This is a genomic window from Enterobacter sp. B79-1 (assembly GCF_057444735.1).
Map to the genome: position 1 here is coordinate 87403 of NZ_JBYAZJ010000007.1, position 20453 is coordinate 107855.

Annotated in this window: 16 protein-coding genes and 1 pseudogene; 4 read left to right on the forward strand and 13 right to left on the reverse strand. The window is 55.5% G+C overall.

The features are described from left to right. Positions 1-190 precede the first annotated feature (190 nt). The 5 genes and pseudogenes from catA to AC2T6E_RS18110 form a co-directional block, all read right to left on the reverse strand. Positions 191-868 (reverse strand): type A chloramphenicol O-acetyltransferase, encoded by a 678-nt coding sequence (catA, locus tag AC2T6E_RS18090; protein ID WP_427353916.1) that lies wholly within the window; start codon positions 866-868, stop codon positions 191-193. A 56-nt stretch (positions 869-924) separates the two neighbouring features. Beyond that, positions 925-2856, reverse strand: coding sequence for a putative bifunctional diguanylate cyclase/phosphodiesterase (locus AC2T6E_RS18095; protein ID WP_486692740.1), 1932 nt, complete (start codon positions 2854-2856; stop codon positions 925-927). Positions 2857-2873: 17 nt separating this feature from the next. Beyond that, entirely contained in the window at positions 2874-3368 is a 495-nt protein-coding gene (locus tag AC2T6E_RS18100) for a putative pterin-binding protein (protein WP_486692742.1), read from the reverse strand. A gap of 348 nt (positions 3369-3716) precedes the next feature. After that, positions 3717-4928 carry an L-dopachrome tautomerase-related protein gene (locus AC2T6E_RS18105; RefSeq protein WP_486692744.1) on the reverse strand — a complete coding sequence of 404 codons (1212 nt, stop codon included), beginning with the start codon at positions 4926-4928 and terminating at the stop codon, positions 3717-3719. Between the two features lie 45 nt (positions 4929-4973). Beyond that, positions 4974-5108: pseudogene (locus AC2T6E_RS18110) on the reverse strand (short-chain dehydrogenase); the annotation flags it as partial. A gap of 170 nt (positions 5109-5278) precedes the next feature. Between AC2T6E_RS18110 and AC2T6E_RS18115 the strand changes: the two are divergent. Both AC2T6E_RS18115 and AC2T6E_RS18120 read left to right on the forward strand, forming a co-directional pair. After that, on the forward strand, positions 5279-6178 hold the full coding sequence (locus tag AC2T6E_RS18115; RefSeq protein ID WP_316467748.1) for a LysR family transcriptional regulator: 900 nt from the start codon (positions 5279-5281) through the stop codon (positions 6176-6178). Positions 6179-6194: 16 nt separating this feature from the next. After that, the gene (locus tag AC2T6E_RS18120; protein ID WP_316467747.1) at positions 6195-6704 is read left to right on the forward strand and encodes a hypothetical protein; all 510 of its coding nucleotides are present in this window, start codon (positions 6195-6197) and stop codon (positions 6702-6704) included. 22 nt (positions 6705-6726) lie between these two features. Here AC2T6E_RS18120 and AC2T6E_RS18125 read toward each other — a convergent pair whose 3' ends face one another. Together AC2T6E_RS18125 and AC2T6E_RS18130 are read right to left on the reverse strand one after the other, a co-directional pair. After that, entirely contained in the window at positions 6727-8511 is a 1785-nt protein-coding gene (locus AC2T6E_RS18125) for a diguanylate cyclase (RefSeq protein ID WP_486692746.1), read from the reverse strand. A gap of 112 nt (positions 8512-8623) precedes the next feature. Beyond that, a complete protein-coding gene (locus tag AC2T6E_RS18130; RefSeq protein WP_126817353.1) occupies positions 8624-9733 on the reverse strand; it encodes an AI-2E family transporter in 1110 nt (369 codons plus the stop codon). Positions 9734-10070: 337 nt separating this feature from the next. On the opposite strand from AC2T6E_RS18130, the gene mmuP reads away from it, so the two are divergent. Together mmuP and mmuM are read left to right on the forward strand one after the other, a co-directional pair. Then, positions 10071-11471 carry an S-methylmethionine permease gene (mmuP, locus tag AC2T6E_RS18135; RefSeq protein ID WP_108415671.1) on the forward strand — a complete coding sequence of 467 codons (1401 nt, stop codon included), beginning with the start codon at positions 10071-10073 and terminating at the stop codon, positions 11469-11471. Then, complete coding sequence (gene mmuM, locus AC2T6E_RS18140) at positions 11458-12390, forward strand: homocysteine S-methyltransferase (protein WP_174340695.1); 933 nt, start codon at positions 11458-11460, stop codon at positions 12388-12390. The genes mmuP and mmuM overlap by 14 nt, the downstream gene beginning before the upstream one ends. Positions 12391-12430: 40 nt before the next feature. Here the strand turns inward: mmuM and fbpC are convergent, their stop codons facing one another. From fbpC to AC2T6E_RS18170, 6 genes are all read right to left on the reverse strand, one after another. After that, positions 12431-13477, reverse strand: coding sequence for a ferric ABC transporter ATP-binding protein (fbpC, locus tag AC2T6E_RS18145; protein WP_100167153.1), 1047 nt, complete (start codon positions 13475-13477; stop codon positions 12431-12433). A gap of 4 nt (positions 13478-13481) precedes the next feature. After that, positions 13482-15560 (reverse strand): ABC transporter permease, encoded by a 2079-nt coding sequence (locus tag AC2T6E_RS18150; RefSeq protein WP_486692750.1) that lies wholly within the window; start codon positions 15558-15560, stop codon positions 13482-13484. 74 nt (positions 15561-15634) lie between these two features. Continuing rightward, positions 15635-16666 (reverse strand): ABC transporter substrate-binding protein, encoded by a 1032-nt coding sequence (locus AC2T6E_RS18155; protein WP_077579991.1) that lies wholly within the window; start codon positions 16664-16666, stop codon positions 15635-15637. A 13-nt stretch (positions 16667-16679) separates the two neighbouring features. Then, entirely contained in the window at positions 16680-17981 is a 1302-nt protein-coding gene (gene uhpC / locus AC2T6E_RS18160; RefSeq protein WP_033487711.1) for an MFS transporter family glucose-6-phosphate receptor UhpC, read from the reverse strand. Between the two features lie 85 nt (positions 17982-18066). Beyond that, complete coding sequence (locus AC2T6E_RS18165; protein ID WP_148400276.1) at positions 18067-19608, reverse strand: MASE1 domain-containing sensor histidine kinase; 1542 nt, start codon at positions 19606-19608, stop codon at positions 18067-18069. After that, a complete protein-coding gene (locus AC2T6E_RS18170) occupies positions 19608-20237 on the reverse strand; it encodes a response regulator transcription factor (protein WP_262184885.1) in 630 nt (209 codons plus the stop codon). Before AC2T6E_RS18170 ends, AC2T6E_RS18165 begins: the two co-directional genes overlap by 1 nt. Positions 20238-20453: the final 216 nt, after the last annotated feature.

The window sequence follows — 20453 nt, forward strand, 5'->3', positions numbered from 1 at the left end:
GTATCTCCATTGGTGATAGAGGGGAGTATCGTCCTCCGTTAAACGTGATGCGTGAAATTGTTCTGAACGACATACCCAATAAAAGATCGGCAACAGCCGGTCTTTTATATTTTTTAACTGTCCACCACATCAAATTGACTAATTCACTGCTCACTTCCCTTAAAAGGAAATCTCCATCATTCCTGGCGTATTAACCATTACATCCCTCTGACAGCCCCGGCAAACCATCACACATCTCCTGCAACTCATTAAACATCCTTGCCACATGGAAACCATCGCACACGGAATGATGGACCTGTACCGCCATAGGCACCAATACTTTCCCATCCTGCTCGTAGTATTTTCCAAACGTGAACATAGGGGAAAAGAAGTTCTTCATGTGCGCAATGTTCATCGTAAAGTTAGTAAACGTTACCCAGGGAATAGACGATACGAAAAAGACATTTTCCCGTGACTCTTCCTTCGGCCAGTAAGAAAGGTTATTGCCATAGCGCGCAACGTCTTCTGCATAGGTATTCTGGAAGCTATGCATATTGCCGTCGAAGTTGCTCCACAATGACGAAAACGTCTCCGTTTCGGGATGGAAAATGGTATAGCTTGGATGGATTTCATTCCATATAACCAGCTCATCGTCCTTCATGGCCATACGGAATTCCGGATGCCGGTTCATAATTTTAGAAAGGAGAAAAATAATCGTCGGATAAAACTTCCAGCCGACCTCTTTGATATGTTTTCGCAGCACGGTAATGTCGATCAGAACCGTTTGGTTAATTGTACACTCTGCAAATGACTGGAATACCTCAAAATGTTCTCTCCTTGCCCAACGAGATAAATCAACAGGCGTATATTCCGGCATTGTATTTTTCATTTTTAACCCTTTGATTATCAAAATGGTTTTAGGTCATAAACAGCCCTAACACCCATTCAACTGCACCTGATTACCTTGTTTACCTCAGGCTGAGGTTTTCCGAACAGGTATCCCTGCACGAGATCGCAGCCAAGCACCTGAAGACGTTCAAGCTGCTCTTCGGTTTCAACGCCTTCTGCAATGACCCGCATATTGAGGCTCTTGGCCATGCCGGTAATCAATTTAACGATATTCAGTGCTTCATTCTGCGTGGATATAGAATTCACAAAGGATTTGTCTATTTTGATTTTGTCAAAATTCAGTTCACTCAGTCTTGAGAGTGAAGAATATCCCGTCCCGAAATCATCGATAGAAATTTTTACGCCCAACGATCTCAGCTTTTTAAGAATACTGATCGGCATGTTGCTGTCACTGAAGAGCGAAGACTCGGTAACCTCTAGCTCAAGGCGGTTAGCCGGTAGTCCTGTCTCTTTCAGAATGGACTGCACCATCGTCGTAAACGATTTGCTGCCCAGCTGAATCGGTGAGACATTCACAGAAATTCTTGCCGGAACGGCCCAGGAAACCGCTTCACGGCAGGCAATCTCAAGCACAATTTTGCCAATTTCATTGATCTTGCCGGTTTTTTCGGCAACGGAGATGAAGCTATCTGGCGACAGAATTCCCCTCACAGGGTGTTTCCAACGAATAAGCGCTTCATAGCCGTAAATTTCATTACTGAAAGAATCGACAATAGGCTGGTAATAAACAACGAATTCATTGTTATCGAGCGCCAGCGCCATATCATGCTCAAGGGTTCTGCTTTCCTGTAATTTTTGCAGCATCCACTGTCGGAAGACTTTTATCTGCTGTGAACCCTCTTTTTTGGCCTCGTAGAGTGCCAGATCGGCAAATTTATAAAGATAATCAGAGCGCCGTTCATTATCAGATAAAACGATACCCACACAGGTGGCAATTTTTATCAGTTGGTTATTAATGGTATAGGGCTGGCTAATATGATTACTGATTTCTTTTGCGCGCGAAACGGCTGCCGTTTCGGTGAGGCCACTCGACAGAAGGGCAAACTCGTCTCCGCCCAAACGGTAAAACGTATCAGTGGCGCTGCTCATTGAGGTGAGTCGTCGGGATACCTGATTCAACAGTAAATCACCGGCATCATGGCCATAGGTATCGTTGACCTCTTTGAACCGGTCTAAATCAAATAACATCACCGTGACAGGGATGTGGTTTTTGTCTGCATGAAGATTAATTTTGCTGAGATCGTCCCAGAAGAAAAGGCGGTTTTTCATGCCGGTCAGGGAGTCATGATAAACATCATACTCCAGCTTCGCGTTCTGAATTTGCAGCTTTTCTTTTGATATCTGAAGTTCGTCAGCAAGGCTTTTAACCTGCATGTGTGCTTTGAGAATGTTTTTATTCTGGTAGATCATTAAGAACCCCAGAATAAAGCTTAATATCACCAGAAGTAACGAAAGTGCGGAATAGATATAATAGAGTATTTGTATTTTTCTATTGGATTCATTAATCGTATTAATATCTTTTGTTAACGCACTTGAAGAGAGTTGGCTTAGTGGCGCATCGAGCAGATGCATATCAGCCAAATATTTTTTTAACTCTGCATGGCTCATTTTTTCCAGATGACTATCCAGATAAGAAAGTATTTCTTCCAGGCGTGCAGCGAGCGCCTGATGCGTTTTATCGCTTTCGATATAGCGACCTAAATCTCCCTCCTTCATTAACTCACCCTGGCTGAGCATAATTTCGAGGCGCATGCGGGCCTGGTCTATCGTAACCTCATCGGTATCGGTTGCGTACAGACCAAGCCATGATTCAAATCGGTAATACTCTGATACCAGTTGAGCCACGGACCAGGACTCAGTGTAGTGAGTCAGTTTTTGCAACTCTTGCTGACGATCGTAAACAAGAAATGCAATATATCCTGTCGTGATAAAAAGAGAAAAAATGATACCAACCAGTATCCTGTTCATTATGTTCTCCTGAACTGCTATTCAATCTTCATTTTGCTAACCTGCCATGCCGAGCGCGAGTAAAAAATCTGATTATTCAATTCAGGAAGACTGTCATAAGGGTAAACAATGAATGATGGGCCTTTATCGCGAATGCGCATATATTCGCCATTGATCTTTAAGGCAAGTATGGCGTTGTATTTTTTAAAGTCGCTGAGAGGGATCTCGGTAGCGTAATCATTGAGCGCAATAACATTAACGACAGAACCCTTCGCGCCAACATAATCCATGAGTTTGCCCATTGGGACACCCTCAAATTTTGTACGGCCAGTGTACCAGGGAGATGTCGTCTCAAAACTCACCATACCCAGTTTTTCAAGGCTGGCGAGATCAAACACTGCTTTTCCCTCTTCATTGGTATTTTCTATATTACCGTAAATCGTCAAAATGGGTTTTCCAACGGGTTTTGGCAGTTCGCCAGCCCAGGCTAAACTCTGTACCAGACAGCATACCAGCATTAGGGTTAATCGCATTATGGCCTCCACTTTTGAACAGAAGTATATGAATTATAATTTAGTTATCACAGTAGTTTATGTATTTTATTGAGTCGCTATTACTTCTGTACTCGCGTGAGGATTTAGTTTAGCAAAATCAATGTCTTGTGTAGTTTTAGGCGGGTGCGTTTGAATCACATACAACGCCTCTTTTTTTTGAGGCACGCTATACTGACTTGAATAAACTCTCTTGCGTTTAAAAAACGATCGCTTTAATTGAGTGTTATTTTCTCACCACAAAGATTGTATCTGTCATGAACAGGTAAAAAAAACGCCACCCAATGGGCGGCGTCGTCATATTTAGCGATTGTCCAGCGTAGTGCACCGTTACTTTTTCGTGCCCGGTGAAGCATCGAGTGGCAAACGCCATAGCTCGTAGCGTTCATGACCGGGTTTGACCACTCCAGCAAAGTGGTCATTAAGGCTACTTGAGGTAAAGATCAGGTCACCGTCCGGACGAATAGCCGGCGTGTCTGGCCAGCGTACGGATTCATTTTCAGCAATAAGCGACATTGTACGGGTCTTCGGATCATACCTGACAATGCCGTTGTGGGTGACATCCGTAATATAGAGGTTGCCCTTTGCATCGGTCACCAGACCGTCCGTGTTGCCTCCCACCGTGCCCAGATTCTGGATTTGTCCGGTAATCTGCGCATCGGCTAAGCCAGGCTGCTTCAGAACGGCAGTCGGTACCGCGTACGCATGTGTTCCCGTCGTCACCGTCCAGTACAATGTCTCAGCATCGGGAGAAAGCGCAATGCCATTGATGCCAATCAGCAGCGGTTTACCCGGCCACACTTCCGCACCGTGGGAAACGACTTTTACGCCGGGTTCAATCTGTAGGGCAGGGTGACGATCCAGTACGCGTCGGGCTGCGCCGGCGGTAAAATCCACAACGATCAGACCGACACGGTTTTCAGGCGCACTTCGCGATCCGCTGTCGGAAATGTATGCGATACGACGATCTTCATCGACAACGACATCATTGAGGAAGCTCGCCTTACGGTCAGCCACGCCGTCCAGTGGGATCCGTTTAACCGTGCGGCCCGAGTCGAGATCCAGCACGACCAGTTTCTGCGACCCTGCGGGGGATTCCGCTTCTCCCGCGACGAACCCCATATCCAGCGCCCATAACCAGCCGTTCTTACGATCAACATAAAAGCCGAGCACGTTGCGCAGGTTCCGATCGGGAGCAGAATCTACCGCGTTACCCTGGCGTGACGGAAATGCCGTCAGGCGCGCCGGGCCCGACTGAATGCGGGTATCCAGAATACTTAACGTGGCGGGGGCACTGGCCGAAACCAGTCGCGGCGTGCTGACAAAGGCTCGGCTCTTTGCATCAAAGTGAATACCGGCGATTGGGGCATTAACCGACCCGGAAAAAAGCGCCGGCTGCCCGTTCTCTGGTGTATTCCAGCTTACGCCTGAATAGCTGCGCCAGCGTTCAAGAGGCACTTGATTCGCCGCGCTGGCGTAGCTTGCGAACAAAAACAATACCGCCATCGCAATGGCGGAGAAAGTACGGGTACAGTGGGACATAAATGCTCCAGTGAAGAGAGTAAGAAGCGGCTTCTTAATCCGGTATCAAAGAATGGAGCGGAACGTGCCGCCCTCGACGCGTACCGCAGCTCCGTTAGACGGTGCGCCGAGTGGGCTTGCCAGCAGCGCGACCATAGCGGCTATTTCGTCAGCCTCGATCATTCGTGCGATCAGCGTGCTGGCGATAGCCAGCCCAATTCCTGCGGTCGCTCCAGTGACAAGTGCGGTCTTACCAGCGAGTTGAAGATCCATAATTTTTGCCTTTTGGTGATAAGTGCGGTCACTTTACTCATCTCCCAATCGGAGATAAATTAGCGAAATTGAAAAACATTTGTTCGTGAAAGAGCAAAATGAGCAGAAAATTCGATTATCTCGGCGATGTTGAAGTCTTCATTACTGTCGTTGAACATGGCTCATTTACCGCGGCTGCGGTTGCCCTTTCAACCACCCCCTCTGTCTTAAGCCGCGCGGTGTCCCGCCTTGAAGTACGTCTTGGACGACAGCTATTACAGCGCACCACTCGTCGCGTGGGGCTCACGGAAGCCGGACGAATTTATCTGGAGCAGGCGCGAGCGGCGTTTTCCCTGCTTGATGACGCCGAACGGGATGGTCGTGGGCAGGGGGGCGATCTGACGGGCCGTGTGAGGATCAGCGTTCCGACCACCTACGGGCACTATTGTCTGCCGCCCCTGCTGGCTCGCTTTTCTCAACAGTATCCGCACGTTCAGGTAGAACTGAATATCACCAATCGCAACGTCGATCTGATCGCGGAGGGATTCGATCTCGCTGTTCGTCTGGGTCAGATGCCCGATAGTGGCTTAGTGGCGCGCAAGCTGGAAGATGCGTCATTGCTTCTGGTGGCATCCCCTGCTTACCTTCATCGAACGGGCGTCCCGCAGACGCTGGATGAGCTGCAACAGCACCGCTGTCTGCCTTTTATCATGCCGCGAACGGGGCGCATTGCACCCTGGGTGTTCCGGGATGATGGACGCGACGTTGACTGGCTGCCCCGTTCAACCTTCGAAATATCGGATGACGTGCTGGGCGTGGTTTCACTGGCGGAACAGGGGATGGGGATCTGCCAGAGCTATGAATTTATCGTCCGCGACAGGATAGCGCGCGGCCAGCTCGTCGAAGTGCTGCCCCATTTACGCGGGCGCTCGCGGCCTTTCTCCGTGATCTTCGCGCCGCACCGTCGTCAGTCGGCAGCCACTCGCGCGATGATCGCCCTTCTGACCGCAGACGCATGACAAGGAACTGTTCACCATGAAAAAAGATAGCTATGCCTTTCTGATCCCACTTATCGTTGGCGGGTTGGCGTTGATATTCGGTTTTGTTGTCTGGTCAATCAAGATTTATCGCGTGACCTTTCTCACCGTCCTGGGAGAACAGGTTCTTGCGGTTGGCGCATTGCTGCTGCCGCTGGTGGTGATGGCGATGTTCATCGCGAAGAGAGCGTTCAAAGGCAAAACCGTTGTTGACGTTGTCAAAATTTACCTCGGCCTCATCATCTTCAGCCTGCCGGTAGTCATTTTCGTCATCGTTACCGCGGCCTGGCTACTGGGCGGAGAATACTCTGCCTGGAGTCAACCTTACCGGTATGAATCCGGCGGCCGAAAAAGCTGTTCGGGGGCGAAAGTCTATGAGCCGGAACTCAAGAGAGAGATCCGCATCTGTTACCCGCAGGGGAATTATTTTATCGACAGCACCCTGTACGTGGAAAAGCGGAGTAATTCGCTGGGCATGGTGGTGCTTTGGGCAATCACACGGCCCTGAACCCGGGGCCGACTCATCCCCCTTAGCTCGCCTCCAGCATCCCAAAGCTCACAATCCGCGACCGGCCCAGCTCTTTCGCCCGGTACAGGGCCACATCCGCGGCGCGCAGCAGGCTGTCACTCTGGGCATGTTGCGGGTAGCTGGCGATACCAATGGATACATCCACCGGACCAATCTCGGTCAGCCCATAGCGAAGCGACAGCTCATGCACGCCGTTGTAAATTTTCTGCGCACAGGCATGCGCTTCTTCTTCATCGGCACCGGAAAGCAGAACCAGGAACTCTTCGCCACCGTAGCGGAAGGCCATACCCGTATTATGCGCGGCGCGCTGAACAACCGACGCCACGCTTTTAATGACCTGGTCACCCGCTTCATGACCAAAGCGGTCATTAATGCTCTTGAAGTGATCGATGTCGATCATCAGACAGCTTACCGGTTGCTCGCTTCGCATGGCCTGCGCCATTTGCGTCCGCAACGTATCTTCCAGATGATGACGGTTACGTAAACCCGTGAGCGGGTCGAACAGCGCTTTTTCCAGTAGAGCATCGCGTAGCTTCTGGTTGGCCAGTGCCAGCCCCAGCGCTTCAGCCATAAGTTCAAGATAAGCGCGGGAGGGCGCGGTTTCAGGCGTGATGTTCTGGAAAGAGAGCAGGCCGATGGCTTCGCCCTGCGCAATGAGCGGAACGCACAGGGACCTGTGTGCTTGCGATTCTGGCAGGTGATAACAACCAATGTCAGGTTCACCGTTCACCGGGGGATGGCTCTGCCCGCGCCGGACGGCCCAGCATTCATCCGGATGGAATGCGGGTGTGTCACCCTCCGGGGACAACCATTCTGCTGCGCAGCGCATCTGCCAGGGTTCGCGATCAAAAATATATAATCGCCCGGAAACGCCCGGCGCAATATTGGGCGCAAACAGCTCTGCCACATTAATAACGTCGGCGAGGTTTTCACAGCCCTGCAACCGCTGGGTCATACGAGCCAGCAGCTCGCGGATCGCCCAGTCGGCATCGCGCTCTTTTTCCAGCTGCTGTCGCACCAGCCCGTTCTCGCGGAAAATGCGGATGGCCTGGGCCATATCGCCTATTTCATCAATCTGGGTAAAGTTTGGCGTTTCAACGGCATAGTCCTGCGAAGCCAGCCGGTGTACGACGTCGCTCAGCCGAACCACCGGGTGAAGTACACGACGCTTGAGAATAAAGCCCATCACGAACAAGAAGAGCAGGGCCGTGAGGCCGACCATCACTTCCGACACCGTGCGCAGTGCTTTCGATGTTTTGGTAGCCGCCTGTACGTCGGCAATGATGCGCTTATCCAGTATCTGGCGGAAATGATCAATCTGGCTCTGCGCGCGCTCCATCTCTTGTTCGTAGACAGGGCCATAAAGCAGGGCAACAGCCTGCTGTTGCTCGCCACGGGCTATGCTGTCGAGTGCGGTCTGCTGCTCGTCCTGCAGTTCATCAATGATTTTTAATCCTTCCTGAAGCAGCATGAGTTCTTCGCCGGAGGCGCCGTTATCTTTTAACTGCATCAGATGATGCTCTATGCTTTTTAATTCGCTCTCTTTCTGCCGATATTCTTCCCGAATAGAAGGTTCTTTTTTGATGACGAACAGGCGCGCTAAATCAGAGAGCATCCAGGTATGTGTCTCGATCTCTTCCGTAAGCTGATCAAATACCTGCCGTTGCTTAACGGCCTGACGTTCAACGTTATCGGCGTTGGATGCCAGGAGCATAACGATGCCAGAGGCGAGGGTCAGGCACACCGTGGCACCGTAGGCCCAGTTTGTTATCGTGGCGATTCGCACCTGTGGGATCCTTCTACGACAAGAGTGGGGAGGCGTTTTTCAAATTATAGAAAATGTTTGATTTAGCGTGAAAAGAAAGGCGGCAAAGAGCCGCCTGGAATGAAGAGAAACGTTATAGATCTGGCCGGTTTTTTCCTTCTTCGATGAAGTCTGCGTCCAGCTCTTCGGCGTTACCTTCGTGATCGCGCCCTGAGAACAGGTTCCAGCAGGCGATAAACAGCGCGGCAATCAGCGGTCCGATGACAAAGCCGTTAATGCCGTACAGCTCCATGCCGCCGAGGGTGGAGATCAGAATCAGGTAGTCCGGCATTTTGGTGTCTTTGCCTACCAGCAGCGGGCGCAGAATATTGTCCACCAGCCCAACGATGATCACGAAGAAACCGACAATAAACAGCCCTTGCCACAGCTGGTGGGTGGCGAACAGGAAGATGGCCGCAGGCACCCAGACAATCGCCGAGCCGACGGCAGGCACCAGCGAGAGGAAGGCCATCAGCGCGCCCCAAAGTATGCTGCCATCAATGCCTGCAATGGCAAACGCAATACCGCCGAGCGTGCCCTGGACCACGGCGACCACCGCCGTGCCTTTTACCGTTGCCCGCGAGACGCCGACGAATTTGGCGAACAGGTGCTGTTTGGCAAAATCAGACAGCGGCAGGGAATCAAGGATCTGGTGCACCAGATACGGGCCGTCTTTCAGCAGGAAGAACAGCAGATAGAGCATGATGCCGAAGCTGATGGCAAAACCGAACGTCCCCTTACCGATCAGAAACGCGCTGCCAGCCAGATACTGCCCCCCCTGCAACGCCACGTCAGAGAGTTTCTTCTGGATTTGCGCGGCGTTAGTCAGGTTGTGGTCCGCCAGAAAACCACTGGCCCAGTCCGGCAGGCGGTTAAAGATGCTCGCGATCACTTCCGGGAATTGTGTGTTGTTCGCTTGCAGCTTGGTGTACACCACGTTCAGCTCAATGGCGAGCGAGGAGAGGATCACCATCAGCGGGATAAAGACGATCAGGCAGATAATGCACAGCGTCAGGAACGAGGCCAGCCCGTTGCGATCGCCAAGCGCAGCGCGCAGTTTGTTTTTCACCGGGTTAAAGATGATGGTCAGGATGGCGGCCCACAAAATCGCGGAGAAGTAGGGCGACAGCACGTCGAAGAAGGCCCAGGTCACAAGGGCGAGGATGAAAATAAAGAAACCTTTGGTCAGTCCGTTAAAGCGCATAGTCAGTCCTGGTTACTAAGAAACTGTGTCGACTATAGAACTGATTGTAGGATTTACCAACCCTTGCGCCGTGGGGCGGCGTTGCGGTATGAATCCGTTATTCACGGATACCACTTTCGACTGACCGAAGATCGCCTCTTTCCGCACCATGCTGTAAGCATCTGCTTGCGGAGGTGCTTATGGCCTGGCGTCCGATTCTCTATGTGATCCTCACAACACATCCCCGACTCAGCGCGCGGCGTGCCCGTCTGCGTCTGGTCATCTAGCTTTTTATTAACAATCGCGGTATAACACACCTTCTTTGGATGTTTAGATGTCCATACGTTTAGAAGGTAATATGCAAACACAACAAGAAAATGGGCAGCTTAAGCGCACCATGAAAACACGCCACCTGATTATGCTTTCGCTGGGTGGCGTGATTGGCACAGGGTTATTTTTCAATACGGGCTATATCATTTCGACGACCGGGGCGGCGGGCACGCTGCTGGCGTACCTGATTGGCGCGCTGGTGGTCTGGCTGGTGATGCAGTGTCTGGGCGAGCTTTCCGTGGCGATGCCGGAAACCGGCGCGTTCCACGTCTATGCCGCCCGCTATCTGGGGCCGGCGACGGGCTACACCGTGGCGTGGCTCTACTGGCTCACCTGGACGGTGGCGCTTGGGTCGAGCTTTACCGCCGCCGGGTTCTGCATGCAGTACTGGTTCCCGCAGGTGCCCGTCTGGGCCTGGTGCGTGGTCTTCTGCGCGGTGATTTTTGGCCTCAACGTCATCTCGACGCGCTTCTTTGCTGAAGGTGAGTTCTGGTTCTCGCTGGTGAAAGTCATCACCATCATTGCCTTTATTATTCTCGGCGGGGCGGCGATCTTTGGTTTTATCCCGATGCAGGACGGTGCACCCGCGCCGGGCTTAAGCAATATTACCGCCGAAGGCTGGTTCCCGCACGGCGGCCTGCCGATCCTGATGACCATGGTGGCGGTGAATTTTGCCTTCTCCGGTACCGAGCTTATCGGCATCGCGGCGGGTGAAACCGAAAACCCGCACAAGGTGATTCCGGTGGCGATCCGCACCACCATTGCACGCCTGATTATCTTCTTTATCGGCACCGTGTTTGTACTGGCGGCGCTGATCCCGATGCAGCAGGCCGGGGTAGAAAAGAGCCCGTTCGTGCTGGTGTTCGAAAAGGTCGGTATTCCTTATGCGGCTGATATCTTTAACTTTGTGATCCTGACGGCGATCCTCTCGGCGGCGAACTCCGGTCTGTACGCGTCTGGACGCATGCTGTGGTCGCTCTCGAATGAGAAAACGCTGCCGCGCTGCTTTGCCCGCGTCAACAAAAACGGCGTGCCGCTGACGGCGCTGTCGGTTTCCATGCTCGGCGGCGTGCTGGCGCTGTTCTCAAGCGTGATTGCGCCGGACACGGTGTTTGTGGCGCTGTCTGCAATTTCCGGATTTGCGGTGGTGGCGGTGTGGATCAGCATCTGCGCGTCGCACTTCGTTTTCCGTCGCCGCCATTTGCAGTCCGGCCAGCCGCTCTCTGCACTGCAGTACCGTGCGCCGTGGTATCCGCTGGTGCCGGTGCTCGGCTTTGTCCTCTGCGTGGTGGCCTGTGTCGGCCTGTGGTTTGATCCGAGCCAGCGCATTGCGCTTTACTGCGGGCTGCCGTTTGTCGCCCTGTGTTATGGTGCGTACTACCTGACCCGAAATCTGACATCGCAGGAGCCTGAACATGTCGCAGAATAATCCGCTTACCGCCCTCCTTGAAAAGCAGCCCTTCGTGGTGCTGGATGGCGCGATGGCAACGGAGCTGGAAGCGCGCGGCTGTAACCTTGCAGACAGCCTCTGGTCTGCCAAAGTGCTGGTTGAAAACCCGGAACTCATCCGTGAAGTGCATCTTGATTACTACCGCGCGGGTGCGCAGGTGGCGATCACCGCCAGCTATCAGGCCACGCCTGCGGGCTTTTCCGCGCGCGGTCTGGACGAGGCGCAGTCTCGCGCGCTGATCGGTAAAAGCGTGGAGCTGGCGCGTAAGGCGCGCGAAGCGTATCTTGCTGAAAATCCGCATGCGGGCACGCTGCTGGTGGCGGGATCTGTCGGGCCATACGGAGCCTATCTGGCGGATGGCTCAGAGTATCGCGGCGACTACGTGCGCAGTGCGCAAGAATTCACCACCTTCCATCGTCCTCGCGTGGAAGCGCTGCTGGATGCGGGCGCTGACCTGCTGGCCTGCGAAACCCTACCGTCCTTTGAGGAGATTAAGGCGCTGGCGGCGTTGCTGTCTGAATATCCCCGCGCCCGGGCGTGGTTCTCCTTCACCTTACGCGACAGCGAGCACCTGAGCGACGGTACGCCGCTGCGTGAGGTGGTCGACGCGCTGGCACACTCTCCGCACATTGTTGCGCTGGGCATTAACTGCATCGCCCTGGAAAACACCACCGCGGCGCTGAAGCATCTGCAAAGCCTGACGGCGCTGCCGCTGGTGGTCTACCCGAACTCGGGCGAGCACTATGACGCGGTAACCAAAACCTGGCACCACCACGGTGAAGCGTGCGAGACGCTGGCTGGGTATTTGCCGCAGTGGCTGGAAGCGGGAGCGAAGTTAATCGGCGGATGCTGTCGCACCACGCCGAAAGACATTGCTGAGCTGAATGCGCAGCGCTGAGTCTTTTGCCGGGTGGCGGCTGCGCCTCACCCGGCACACATCATGCCGCCTCCGCCAGTACAAACATCCCGTACGGGTGGATCTCAAGATAGTACGCATCGCCCACGTCTGGCTGCAGGCGCGTGGCGTTCACCTGCAGTAAAATCTCCTGTCCGTGCCAGTCGACAATCACCTCATACTGCGGACCCATATAGGCGACGTGGCGGATAGTGCAGCGCTGGCTCGCCTCGCCGTGCTGGCTGAGCGTAATCGCCTCCGGACGCACGCCGACGGTGCCTTCGCCCTGCGTAGCAAAGTGCAGCGGACGCGGCAGACGGTAGCCGTGGATTTCCACGACATCCTCGCTGAAGCGGGCCGGGAAGAGGTTGGCATCACCCATAAAACTCGCCATAAAGCGAGACGCCGGCTGCCGATACAAATCCTGAGGCGAGCCAATCTGCATAATGTTGCCCTTGTTCATCACCAGCACGGTGTCGGAGACCGCAAACGCCTCGCTTTGATCGTGCGTCACGTACAGCGAGGTGATGTTGAACTGCTTTTGCAGCTCGCGGATTTTGTCCCGCATGCTGCGCCTGAGGTTCGCATCGAGGTTGCTCAGCGGTTCATCGAACAGCAACACTTTGGGTTTGAGGATCAGAGCGCGGGCCAGCGCCACGCGCTGCTGCTGGCCGCCGGAAATCTGATCCACGTAGCGATCTTCAAACCCCTCCAGGTCAACCATCGCCAGGGCTTCTTTGACCCGCGTTTTTATCTCTGCGCGCGAAACGCCCAGCATCTTCAGACCGTAGCCCACGTTCTCGCCCAGCGACATATGCGGGAAGAGCGCGTAGGACTGGAACACCATACAGATATCGCGCTGCTGAATGGAGCGGTGGGTCACATCCTCGCCATCGATGTAAATCTGCCCTTCGGTCGGTTTTTCCAGCCCGGCGACCAGGCGCAGCACGGTGGTTTTACCGCATCCGGACGGGCCGAGCAGCGTTACCATTTGTCCCTGCGGGATCGCCAGGTTGATGTTTTCAATTACCGTGTTTGCGCCAAAGCGTTTGGTCACGTTGCGCAGTTCAACAAAATGTTTCTCAGTCATAGTGTTACGCCTGGTTTTTGGCTTTTGAACGGGCGATACGCGCCTCGCCGATCAGCCAGTCAAAGAGGAAAATGATCGCCAGCATGACCACAATCAGGATCGAGCCGTAGGCAATCGCCACGCCGTATTCGCCGTCTTCCACGCGGTTCAGAATGTAGGCCGTTGCCACGCGGGTGTCCGGCGTGACGAGGAACACAATGGCGCTGACGGTGGTGATGGCGCGCACAAAGCTGTAAATCAGCGCCGATAAAATGGCCGGACGCAGCAGCGGCAGCAGGATGTGGGTGATGGTGCGCAGGCTTCCGGCACGCAGGCTCAGCGAGGCCTCGTCCAGTGACTTGTCGATCTGCCCTAATCCCGCGATCCCGGCGCGAATCCCCACCGGCACGTTACGCATTACCATGGAGATAATCACGATGGCGGCGGTGCCCGTGAGGTACACCGGCGCGCTGTTAAAGGCCAGAATGTACGACACGCCCGCCACGGTACCCGGTACGGCAAAGCACAGCATGGTGGTGAACTCGATGGTCTTTTTACCCCGGAACTGCTGACGGACCACAACCCAGGCAATCAGCAGGCCGAAGGCGGCGGTGATCGGCGCGGCAATCCCGGCGTAGAGCAGGGTATCGAGCAGCGAAGGCCACGCGCCGTCGCTCATCCCCTGGCCAAACAGCTTGATAAAGTTATCCAGCGTCAGGGTGTAATCCACGCCCCAGTTGACGGTAAAGCTGCCGTAGAAAATGCTGCCGTAGAGCAGGGCGTTAAAGGCGATCCACACCGCCAGCAGGGCGATCACGCTCCACACCAGCGTCACCGGCAGCGGCTGCACGTCGCCGCGGTACGATTTACCGGACACGGTGACGTAGGAGCGCTTGCCGATCCACATGTACTGGATGCAGAACACCAGCAGCGAGAACAGCAGCAGGAAGGCCCCAAGGGTACTCGCTGCCTGATAATCCAGCTGTGAGCCGGTAATGTAGAAGTAGATCTGCGTGGCCAGCACGTCGAAGTTCCCGCCCAGCACCAGCGGGTTACTGAAGTCGGCCAGCGACTGCACAATCACGATTAAGAACGCATTCGCCAGCGCCGGTTTCAGCAGCGGCACGAAGACGCCGTTAAAGGTCTGCCAGCGGCTGGCGCGCAGGGTGTACGAGGCCTCTTCCAGCGACGGGTGGATGGTTTTGATCGCGCCGTCGAGGATCATAAAGGCCATCGGCGTGAAGGCCAGCACCTGCGCCAGCCAGATGCCGGTGAAGCCGTACAGCCAGTTGGTATTGGTTAACCCAAACCAGTCCACCATCAGCTCAGTCATATAGCCAGAACGCCCCATCATCAGCGTAACGCCCAACCCCACCACAAACGGCGGGGTCACGATGGGAAGAATCGAGAAGATACGGCCAATGATGGCGCTGCGTTTAGCGATGCGCGTGGTGTAGATCGCCAGCACCAGGCCAAAGAAGGTGCAGCCGACCCCGACGGCTATCGACAGCAGAATCGAGTTGATGATGACCTGGATAATGTGCGCCTGCGACAGCACGTTCATAAAGGCCAGCGGGGCGAATTCACCTGCGTCGTTGGTGAACATCGGAATGAAAATGGCGATGCTCGGCCAGACGATAAAAATGCCGATCAGCGCCACGATCGTAATCAGCGAGCCGATGACAAAGCGATCGCCGCCCAGCCACTCCAGGCGGGTGAGGGCCAGCGTCATGATGGCGCCCAGGGCAACAAACAGCACGATGGTGGCATAGCCTAAACCGCGTCCTTCCACGGTGGCGCTGATGACCACGAACGCCATACACAGCAGCGCCCAACCCGCGTCAAGGTAGTGGCGGCTGCGCTGCTCGCGCTTCGCCTCGTTAAACGGGCGCACCAGCAGCAGGCTCGGCAGCAGGTACCACAGCCAGCTGACGTTGACATGGGACCAGCCGTAGGCGTCGAGGATCTCATCCCCGGTAGATTCCAGCAGGCCGTAATCAAGGCTCCAGCTCGGCAGCAGGGCAAAGGCCAGCCAGCCGAGTAAAACCCACAGGAATACCGCATCCCATTTTTTGGCGGGATGAAGAGCAAGTGTCTGTGACATAGCAATTCCGGGTGTTAAGGAAATTGTAGGCCGGGTAAGCGTAGCGCCACCCGGCAATTACCGCGGTAGTGAGCTTATTTCCCCATCTTCACGTCGCTGACCCATTTATTGATCAGCGCTTTACGCACGTCCGTGGAGCCGTACTTGTCCATGTCATAGCTGATGAGCTTCAGGTCATCGAGCTTGAGCGAGTTCGGCGAGGTTTCCGCCGTGGTGTTGGTCAGGATTTGGTAGGATTTGCCCTTCTTCCACGCCAGCTCCTGCGCCTCTTTGGAGAGCACCCAGTCCACGAACAGCTTCGCGTTCTCTTCGTTGCGCGCGCCCTTCAGAATGCTCACGCCGCCAATTTCATACCCGGTGCCTTCGCACGGAGAGATCAGCTCCAGCGGCGCACCCTGCTCTTTTTCCAGCGAGTAGTCGTGCAGGAAGCCGATGCCGATGGCGGTTTCACCGCGCGCGGCGTTACGTGCCGGGGCAATGCCGGATTTGGTGTACTGAGACACGTTGCCGTTCAGCTGTTTCAGGTAGTCGAAGGCCTGGTCTTCCCCCCACAGCTGGACGAAGGTTGCCAGCGCGGTATAGGCGGTACCGGAGCTTTGCGGATCGGCGATCTGGATCTCGCCCTTGTATTCCGGTTTGGTCAGATCCTTCCAGCATTTGGGGACCGGCAGGTTTTTCTCTTTCAGGCGCTGGGTGTTGACGCCAAAACCTAAGATCCCAACGTAAACCGCTGAGGAGAGGTTGCCCTTCACCTTGGCCGGATCGCGGAATTTCTCCATGATCTGTTCCAGGTTTTTCGATTTATAGGGCTGGAGTAGCCCCATTTCACCGGCCTGGGACTGCGGATCGAGCGTGCCGCCGTACCAGACATCGGCCTGCGGGTTTTTCTTCTCGGCATCCACTTTCGCCAGCGTGCTGCCGGAGCCGTTGCGGATAAACGAGGTTTTAACATCGTACTTTTCACCGAACGCTTTGGTTTCGACTTCGCACATTTCGTTGGTGGCGCTGCAGTACACCACCAGACGGCCTTTGGCCTGTGCGGTACCGGTTAAGGTAGCCAGCGCAATCCCGGAAGCAATGAGGGTAGAGAGAAGCGTTGTTTTCATTATTCAGCCCTTTTTATGACGTTATGTGACTGCGAGAAGCGGTGATGCCCGCCATCAGCAAGGGCATCAGTAATAAACCCATCAGGACGGCGGCAATCGAGAGCAAACTGAACATCCCCGACCAGCCGTAGCGTTCAATCACCTGCGACAGCGGCCACCCGGCCAGCGAGGCGCCCAGATAGGCAAATACGCCGAGAAAGCCGGTAATCGAGCCTGCCGCCTGTTTGTGTCCACACTCAACGGCGGCAAGGCCAATGAGCATCTGCGGACCGAAGACGAAAAATCCGACCGTAAAAAAGCACATCGCCAGCAGGGCGTAGTGGTGAACCGGTGCCAGCCACAGCGCAGCGACAGACACCATCAGCCCCAGCGTGAACAGCAAAATCATCGGTGCACGCTGGCCGCTGAACAGCAGGTCTGACCCCCATCCAGCAAACAATGCGCCCAGTAACCCGCCCACTTCGAACAGCATCACCGTGGCGTTGGCGCTGAGCAGGTTCACGCCGTGGCTTTCTGCCAGCCAGATATTGCCCCAGTCGTTCAGGGCGATGCGGATGAGATACACCAGCACATACGACGCCCCGAGCAGCCAGATCATCGGGTTTTGCAGCATGGTGGTGCGCAACATCTGCCATAGCCCCATTGGCGGGCTTTGCTGCTGCTGGCGCAGCTCCAGCGGATCGCTCCGCCACTCCCCGACCGTGGGCAGACCCTCTTCCTGCGGTGTGCCCCGCAGCTGTGTGGTCAGCCACAGGCCGAGCACGATGCTGATGATCCCCGGTGTCAGCATCGCCGCCTGCCAGCCCCATCGGTGGGCGGCAACGGCGCAAATCAACGGAATAATCGCGCCACCGATATTGATGGAGGTATTCCAGCAGCCCCACCAGAAGCCGCGCTCGTTACGCGAATACCAGTGGGTCAGCAGCCTGGCGCAGGGCGGCCAGCCCCAGCCCTGAAAGAAGCCGTTCAACGTCCAGATAAACAGCAGCAGCGGGAACGCATCGCTAAAGCTGAACAGCACGTTCAGCACGCCCGTTGCCAGCAGCCCGATGCCCATAAAGGCGCGCTGTCCGTGGCTGTCGTGCCAGAGCCCGGCGGCGAATTTGGACAGCCCGTAGCTGAGATAAAACAGCGAGCCGATAAGCCCGATATCGCCCTTGCTGAGCCCCAAATCCAGCTGCAGCGCGGGTAAAACAGTGTTCAGACTTTTTCGCGTCAGGTAAAACGCGGCGTAGCCAATCACCATACAAAGGAGCAGCCTGGGGCGCAGCGCCCGGTAACGTTGTGAAACCTCTTCAGCAGACAGTGCGTGCATGGCGTTCTCCGTTTGAGATGACTGTAAGGAAGTGCGGCATAAATGGGATGAGACAAAGTCTGGAGTGACTAAGACTTTTTCCTGGTCAGAGCGGCGTTTGTTGCAAATTTGTGGGCAGGTTAACAATTACGCGCGTCCCGAGACGGGATTCCAGCGTCAGTTCGCCGCCGAGCGCCGAGACGCGTTCGCGCATGCCCTGAATGCCGAAGCCGGGCTGCTGCTGCGGGCTGATGCCGCTGCCGTTATCGTGCACCTCAAGATAGAGCCGCGCGTGACGCTGGCAGAGCAAAATCGTGACTTCGCTGGCGTTGGCGTGTTTGCAGACGTTGTTGAGCAGCTCCTGGAGCAGGCGATACAGGGTAAAGACCAGCGTTTCGCTCTCCGGCGGCGTGGGAAGCCGGTAGTCAAAACGGCAGCGGATCCCGCGTTCAGCAAAGGCGAACTCGTTGACCAGGTGGTGCAGAGCCTCCTGGAGCGACAGCTCGTCCAGCACGGGTGGGCGGAGCTGGCGCAGCAGCTGGCGCGTGGAGTGGTGAATACGCCGCGCGAGATCGTTTATCTGTCCGGCGGCCTCAATGGCGAGCGGCGTATCGCTCGCCCGCTTCACCAGCTGAGACTGGATCTGGATAGCGGTGATGTTCTGGCCGATTTCGTCGTGAAGCTCGCGCGCCAGCTGCTTGCGGGTGTCCTCTTCGGAATGGATCAGTTTTTCCGCCAGCGCCCGTCTGGCCTGAAGTTCATTCTCAAGCCGATGGCGATAGCGTTCGAGGTTCATTGCCAGATGCTGCTGGCGGCTGATGGCGATCCCCAGGCCAATCCCCAGCAGCGACTGGGTAGAGAGAAAAATTTCCAGTTCGAGAAGGTCGCTAAACCCGACGCCCACCTGGCGGGCAATGGTGATCATCATGCTGCCGAGCAGCCCCGAAAGGACACCGCCCTGCCAGCCGAATTTCCACGCCATCACCACGTTGGGCAGGAACACGACAATCAGCAGCAGCCGCTCCAGCGCCGGGGAGAGCACCATCTGCGTGCCGATGCCGATAATGAAAAACAGGCTGCACCAGATAATCAGCGAGGTGCGCAGCGGCGGATTGCTGGTGTCCAGCCCCAGCAGATGGTATCGATGCTGCTGGCGTAAAAATTCGAAGACCAGATAGACGAACGGCGTAAGCAGCACGCCACCAGTAAAGGAGCCAAGCAAAAGCAGCGTGGCCGGGCTGTCCAGAAAGGGCGACAGGAGCAAGGTTTGCAGCAGGGCATTCACCGTCACCGCCGCAATCAGCGTCGACAGCCGCTGCCAGTAGAGCGGGAAGCGGTGCCAGTACCTCTGCGCCAGCCAGGCGCTGACGATGCCGATAAGCGGCACGGCCAGCATCAGATAACGCGTGAGGAGTTGCTCGCCGTGCAGCCACAGAATGGCGGCAAGGGGGGGGAGAATTAATGCAGGCCAGTAGCGGCGTGAAAGTAAAATCATCAGCGCCAGCCACACGCCCTGCGGCAGAAACAGCACCGCCTGCTGGCCGTTGTGGGTAAGGTAGAAGCTCAGCGTCCACAGCATCAGCCAGCCGGTTCCCCAGGCCAGCATAATGAACAGGGACAGGATCAGATGCCGGACAGCGCGCCGCATCAGTGGCCCGTGAGCAGTTGGTTATCAAGCGCGAAGTGCACCAGGTCGATGGTACTGCTGCACTGAAGCTTGCCCAGCACGTTGGCGCGATGGACATGAACGGTTTTATGGCTCAGCGAAAGCGTATAGGCAATCTCCTTCACGCTTTCGCCTTTCACCAGCAGCTCAAACACTTCGCGCTCGCGCGGAGTGAGCGCCTCAAGCGCTTTTGGCATCGGCTCGCCGCCGCGCAGCGCTTTTACCGCATCGGCGCACAGGTAATGCCCGCCCATGCCGACGGCGCGCACGGCCTGCACCAGCTCCTCCGGGCCGCAGCGCTTGGTCAGATAGCCGCTTGCACCCGCGTCGAGGGCACTTTGCACAAAGGCCGGTGTGTCGTAGATGCTCAGGATGATGGCGCGAAACGTCGGCCGCTGCTGGCGCAGGCGCTTGAGCAGGCTAAGACCGTTTTCGTCCGGCATCGCGACGTCCATCACCGCCACGTCGATATCGTTGCGCGACAGGGCGGGCCACGCCTCCGCCGCGCTGCTAAACTGGCCCTCAACGATCACATCCTCTTCCAGATTTAACAGTTGGGCGAAACCGGAACGCACCACCACGTGATCGTCCACCAGCACCACTTTAATCATCTCGACACCCTTTGCTCATTCGTTGACCTATGATGCCCGTTGCCGGCGGGCTGGCAATCCTGCGGCTGCGGTTATGTAACCGATGTAACAAAATTGCAATAAATCCACAGCCCACTTTTTAACTATCCTTTGCCGGTTTTTTTCTAAAAACGATTCGGAATGAGCGATGCCTTTTTATTCCTTTATCAAAATTCCCGCGCCGGAAATACTGCCCTC

Bases quoted from the DNA above. Each gene is read 5' to 3' on its own strand.
- catA (WP_427353916.1), bottom strand. From the start codon at position 868: ATGAAAAATACAATGCCGGAATATACGCCTGTTGATTTATCTCGTTGG.
- AC2T6E_RS18095 (WP_486692740.1), bottom strand. From the start codon at position 2,856: ATGAACAGGATACTGGTTGGTATCATTTTTTCTCTTTTTATCACGACA.
- AC2T6E_RS18100 (WP_486692742.1), bottom strand. From the start codon at position 3,368: ATGCGATTAACCCTAATGCTGGTATGCTGTCTGGTACAGAGTTTAGCC.
- AC2T6E_RS18105 (WP_486692744.1), bottom strand. From the start codon at position 4,928: ATGTCCCACTGTACCCGTACTTTCTCCGCCATTGCGATGGCGGTATTG.
- AC2T6E_RS18115 (WP_316467748.1), top strand. From the start codon at position 5,279: ATGAGCAGAAAATTCGATTATCTCGGCGATGTTGAAGTCTTCATTACT.
- AC2T6E_RS18120 (WP_316467747.1), top strand. From the start codon at position 6,195: ATGAAAAAAGATAGCTATGCCTTTCTGATCCCACTTATCGTTGGCGGG.
- AC2T6E_RS18130 (WP_126817353.1), bottom strand. From the start codon at position 9,733: ATGCGCTTTAACGGACTGACCAAAGGTTTCTTTATTTTCATCCTCGCC.
- mmuP (WP_108415671.1), top strand. From the start codon at position 10,071: ATGCAAACACAACAAGAAAATGGGCAGCTTAAGCGCACCATGAAAACA.
- mmuM (WP_174340695.1), top strand. From the start codon at position 11,458: ATGTCGCAGAATAATCCGCTTACCGCCCTCCTTGAAAAGCAGCCCTTC.
- fbpC (WP_100167153.1), bottom strand. From the start codon at position 13,477: ATGACTGAGAAACATTTTGTTGAACTGCGCAACGTGACCAAACGCTTT.
- AC2T6E_RS18150 (WP_486692750.1), bottom strand. From the start codon at position 15,560: ATGTCACAGACACTTGCTCTTCATCCCGCCAAAAAATGGGATGCGGTA.
- AC2T6E_RS18155 (WP_077579991.1), bottom strand. From the start codon at position 16,666: ATGAAAACAACGCTTCTCTCTACCCTCATTGCTTCCGGGATTGCGCTG.
- uhpC (WP_033487711.1), bottom strand. From the start codon at position 17,981: ATGCACGCACTGTCTGCTGAAGAGGTTTCACAACGTTACCGGGCGCTG.
- AC2T6E_RS18165 (WP_148400276.1), bottom strand. From the start codon at position 19,608: ATGCGGCGCGCTGTCCGGCATCTGATCCTGTCCCTGTTCATTATGCTG.
- AC2T6E_RS18170 (WP_262184885.1), bottom strand. From the start codon at position 20,237: ATGATTAAAGTGGTGCTGGTGGACGATCACGTGGTGGTGCGTTCCGGT.